The sequence below is a fragment of the Deltaproteobacteria bacterium genome (assembly GCA_009929795.1).
GTDB lineage: Bacteria > Desulfobacterota > Desulfovibrionia > Desulfovibrionales > Desulfomicrobiaceae > RZZR01.
The window spans coordinates 1-3,885 of record RZZR01000191.1 but is presented as its reverse complement, the minus strand read 5'-3'; the positions used below and the strand labels follow the sequence as shown (position 1 = coordinate 3,885).

The window sequence follows — 3,885 nt, the reverse complement described above, 5'->3', positions numbered from 1 at the left end:
GCCGATGCTGGGTGAGGATCTCGTTGGTCAAAAAGTCCGCATGGCCCGTTGCCTGCCCAAATCTTCCCCCTTGGGCTTGGTCGTTTCGGCCGAGGCGCCGCCCATAATGGAGGCTAGGCACCAGCCCGTACCCCTGGCCGGAAACTGGGTGGCTCTGGAACTCTTGTCGATCCGGGAACCCAAGATCGGGGCCGATGACATGCTCATGCCCGGCGATCTCTTCGATCTCGAATCCCGGGTGGGGATCGCCTTGGACGCCAATCGCAAGGTGCTGGAGGGCAAACTCTACTCGGCCGGCCACATTCGTTTGCGACCCGATGTAACCCTGCTCGTCGGCCTGGATCGGGACATCGGGATTGGCGATTCCGGCCGGTTGACTCTCGGAGGCGAGCTTCGAGTTTGTGGCTACGAGAGGTGCAAGACTCCGTCTTTCCCCACAGTGGAAGGCGATCGGTTTCTGACTCTTGTTCCCGTACCCCTTGAATCCGAAACATTGGGCATGATTGTAAGCGCCCCCAAGCCGGTGATCCTTGCCGGATGGGATCTGGCACGAAGATTTCACAAACCGACCAGATCCTGGCTACCGGCCGGGTCTGTCTTCAGCATGAAAATCAACACCGGCTGTGTTCCTCTGGCCGGATAGACAAGGAGAAATTCAATGACCACGAATCAAGATTCCATTCTCGTTATGTACGCCGTGACTCCCTGCCATGCCGGAAGCGGTGTGGCTCTGGGTGTCGTGGACCTGCCCATCCAGCGCGAACGGCACACCAATTGGCCCATGATCCAGGCCTCGGGTATGAAGGGAGCCATGCGCGCCCACTTCGATCGTCACAAGGCTGACTGTCTGGAAGCGACGGCCATCGCCCAATTCGACCAGCTCACGGATCTTGTTTTCGGCTCCGAGAAATCCGAGTTCGCCGGGGCACTGGCCGTCTCGGACGTCAAGATTCTGGCCTTTCCCATGCGCTCCAACTTGGCTCCCTTTGTCTGGATCACCTGTCCGGCCGTGCTCGGCCGATTGAGCAAGGATCTCCGCCTGGTCGGCAAGGCCGGGGCCGAAAAACTCGAGAATCTGCAAATGCTGGCCAAGGGCAAGGCCTGGGTCCTATCCGGTCAGGTCAAGGGCCGGGTGCTCCTAGAGGACATGGAGGTCGAGACCGTGGACGGAGGAGAAGCGATCAAAGCCCTTGATGCGTTGCAGCCGTACCTGAAAGGGGCCGATCGCCTGCTCCTCGTCCACGACGAGGTCTTCAGCTACGGGGTCACGAGTTGCACCCAAGTCATGGCCCAGATCAAGATCGATCAGTCCACGGGCACGACCCAGAGCGGCTCCCTGCGCTATCAGGAGGAACTCCCGGCCGATGCCATCATGTACAGCGTGCTTTTGTGGGGCTCGTCCCGGGAAGGCAATGGCACCCATTCGGCCGAGACCGTGGCCGGATTCATCCGTCAGACCATGGCTTCACACCTCCAGATCGGGGGGGACGAGACCCTGGGCCGTGGCATTTTCGAACTCACCTGGATGTAGGGAGGGCATATCATGCGGACCAAGGAACAGACACGTTCAGAATACGCCTTGAGGGCCATCGACGACAAATTCCCTCGCGGCGTTGACAAGGATACGGCCAATTTCATCGTCGGCGTGCCGACCATGATCTTGACCAACGGTGTGGCCCAGACCCTGGCCTTTCTCCTCTCCAAACGGGACAGCGCCAAGCATTCATCTACATTCTCGATCATCAGAAGTTGGTTGGAAAAAGAAATTCCGCTCTTGAAAGCCGATAAGGACATGTTATTTCTTCAAAAATTCGCCGGACTCGAACAAGGCGACTACCTGACCGCCCAAAGGGAGGCCTTGGCCATGCTCCAATGGCTCAAGCGCTACGCCCGGGCTTTCGAGGTGTGATATGTACGTGGTACCGAAGTTTCAAAGCGATCTTTTGCATGCCGGAACACGGGGCAACTTCGGGTTGTTTTTTTCCCGCATGACGCAATGGCGAATTACTGGGGCGAACATCAAGGCCGAGTTTCAAGCGGGAATCCAGCAAAACAATTCCAAACCAATCATGGATTCCTCCATCGTCGAGCTTGGCAATCGGTCCCAGACCATGCTGCCCGCGGCAGCCAGCGCTCTGCAGGCCCTCCACCGAAGGCAGAAAACCGTTCTCGATCAGGCTCGCCAGGAAGGACGCCCGGCCCTGGAAATCCGGGCCAGTCTGCAAACTCCTTTTGTATCCGGCCTGGGCAGCGGGCACCCCACGGAAACGGGCTTTATTTTGGACCGCAACACCGGCGTACCGTATCTTCCAGCCAGCGCCGTCAAGGGCGTTCTCCGGCTAGCCCAAGCCGTGAACCTGACGCGCTCGGGACAAGCCGAGGCCTGGATGCACAAGGGCCGCCTGGACGACAAGGGCCGTTTCCATCACGACGAGCACGGCAACCAATGGGAGCTCGACGACCGCGAACCCTCTCTGCGCAAATACTTCGGGGACACGGACACAGGAGCCGAGGACGGAGTACGCGGCCAGCTTGTCTTTCTGGATGCGTATCCAGAACAGATACCGGTGCTCAAACCGGATATCATGAACCCGCATTACCATAAGTACTATGGTGCTTCGACCCCTCAAGAAAAAGAGACAGGTCCTGTCGATTGCGAAGACCCCATCCCGGTCAAGTTCCTGTCCGTTCCCGAAGGCACGGTTTTTGTCTTCCGGGTGCTGGCCTCACCTCTAGCCAAGCCCGTAAAGGAAGAACGGCAGGCCGTGGAACGTACCTTCGGCCCCGAGGACGAGACGTCGGTGCGGGAAATGTTCGACACGGCCTTCACCGAACTGGGCTTCGGAGGCAAGACTGCGGTGGGCTATGGCCGCTTCGCCCTGGCTGAAGCGTCGACTGTCTCTGGCGGATCGTCTGCTGACCCCCATGGAACCCCCGGAACAGCCGCCCCCTCCGTCTTGGCCAGTGCCGAGGATATCATCTGGGAGAACGCCATTCTAAAATGGGACCGTGGTTCAGGCACTCTCACAGCCGAACACGAGGGCAAGAAAGCCCAGAGTAAGGACAAGTCCCTTGTTCCGGAGCAACACGAAAAGGTGTTCGGAAAAAAACTCAAAAAACCGGTCCAGGCTCGGGTCACGGTACGAGTGACCGGCAACCTGTTCGAAATCCTGAAAATCGAATAGACCCTTTCGGCCTCCCGAAACACAACCGGCCGTTCGGGGTTTTCCCCGTACGGCCGGTTTCATTTCAGAGAAAATGCGCTTCTTGGGTATCGGAAAATTAACCCTCGCCGTTCAGCCTTTTCAGGGCCCAGGAAAATTCGAGGCTGTTGACGCAGGTGGTCCTGACCTCGATACGCGCCCCGAACCCGTTCTTGTCCTTGTATTCCCCGATGATCCTGTTGCCTTCGAGATGGAAACCCGGCTTGATGCCCGCTTGGCCCGAGTAGTCTAGACTGTGGCAACCGGTGACGAAGTCGTGACGGAAGTCATGACGCGAGCAGCCGAGGTGCTTGGCTACGCTTGTCTCACCATCCGGCACCTGATTGACCCAGAAGTGATTGTTCTTGGTGGGGGCGTCATTGAAGCCTGCGGTGATTTCGTCGTTCCCATCATCCGTCGCATTGTTGACGCCGACCGTTTACCCGGCGCGCGCGAAGGGGGCCACGTGGTCGTTTCGGAGTTGGGGGACGACGCCGTGGTTCTCGGGGCCGTTGCGCTGGCGCGGGGCGCCGCGGGCAGGAGCCCTTTCAGAAAGCGATTGTGCGAGGCAACGTAGCCTCAAATCACGTTTCCTTCGGCCGCTCAATCGGTCGAAACTGCGGAACCGATTTCTCGCTAAGCCGCACCGCTTCAACGGCGTTGCGATACAACTGTTCCTGAG

The 3,885-nt window shown here is 58.8% G+C and carries 5 protein-coding genes; all 5 read left to right on the top strand.

Annotated features, from left to right (window positions below; genetic code table 11):
• The coding region (locus EOM25_12865; protein NCC26066.1) for a hypothetical protein at window positions 1-643 on the top strand (643 nt) is incomplete at its 5' end.
• Between the two features lie 15 nt (window positions 644-658).
• Entirely contained in the window at window positions 659-1,531 is an 873-nt protein-coding gene (gene cmr4 / locus EOM25_12860) for a type III-B CRISPR module RAMP protein Cmr4 (GenBank protein ID NCC26065.1), read from the top strand.
• A gap of 12 nt (window positions 1,532-1,543) precedes the next feature.
• Window positions 1,544-1,909, top strand: coding sequence for a type III-B CRISPR module-associated protein Cmr5 (gene cmr5 / locus EOM25_12855; protein NCC26064.1), 366 nt, complete (start codon window positions 1,544-1,546; stop codon window positions 1,907-1,909).
• Between the two features lies 1 nt (window position 1,910).
• Window positions 1,911-3,185, top strand: a complete 1,275-nt coding sequence (cmr6, locus tag EOM25_12850) for a type III-B CRISPR module RAMP protein Cmr6 (protein NCC26063.1) — start codon at window positions 1,911-1,913, stop codon at window positions 3,183-3,185.
• A 295-nt stretch (window positions 3,186-3,480) separates the two neighbouring features.
• Window positions 3,481-3,780 carry an ROK family protein gene (locus EOM25_12845; protein ID NCC26062.1) on the top strand — a complete coding sequence of 100 codons (300 nt, stop codon included), beginning with the start codon at window positions 3,481-3,483 and terminating at the stop codon, window positions 3,778-3,780.
• Window positions 3,781-3,885 lie beyond the last annotated feature (105 nt).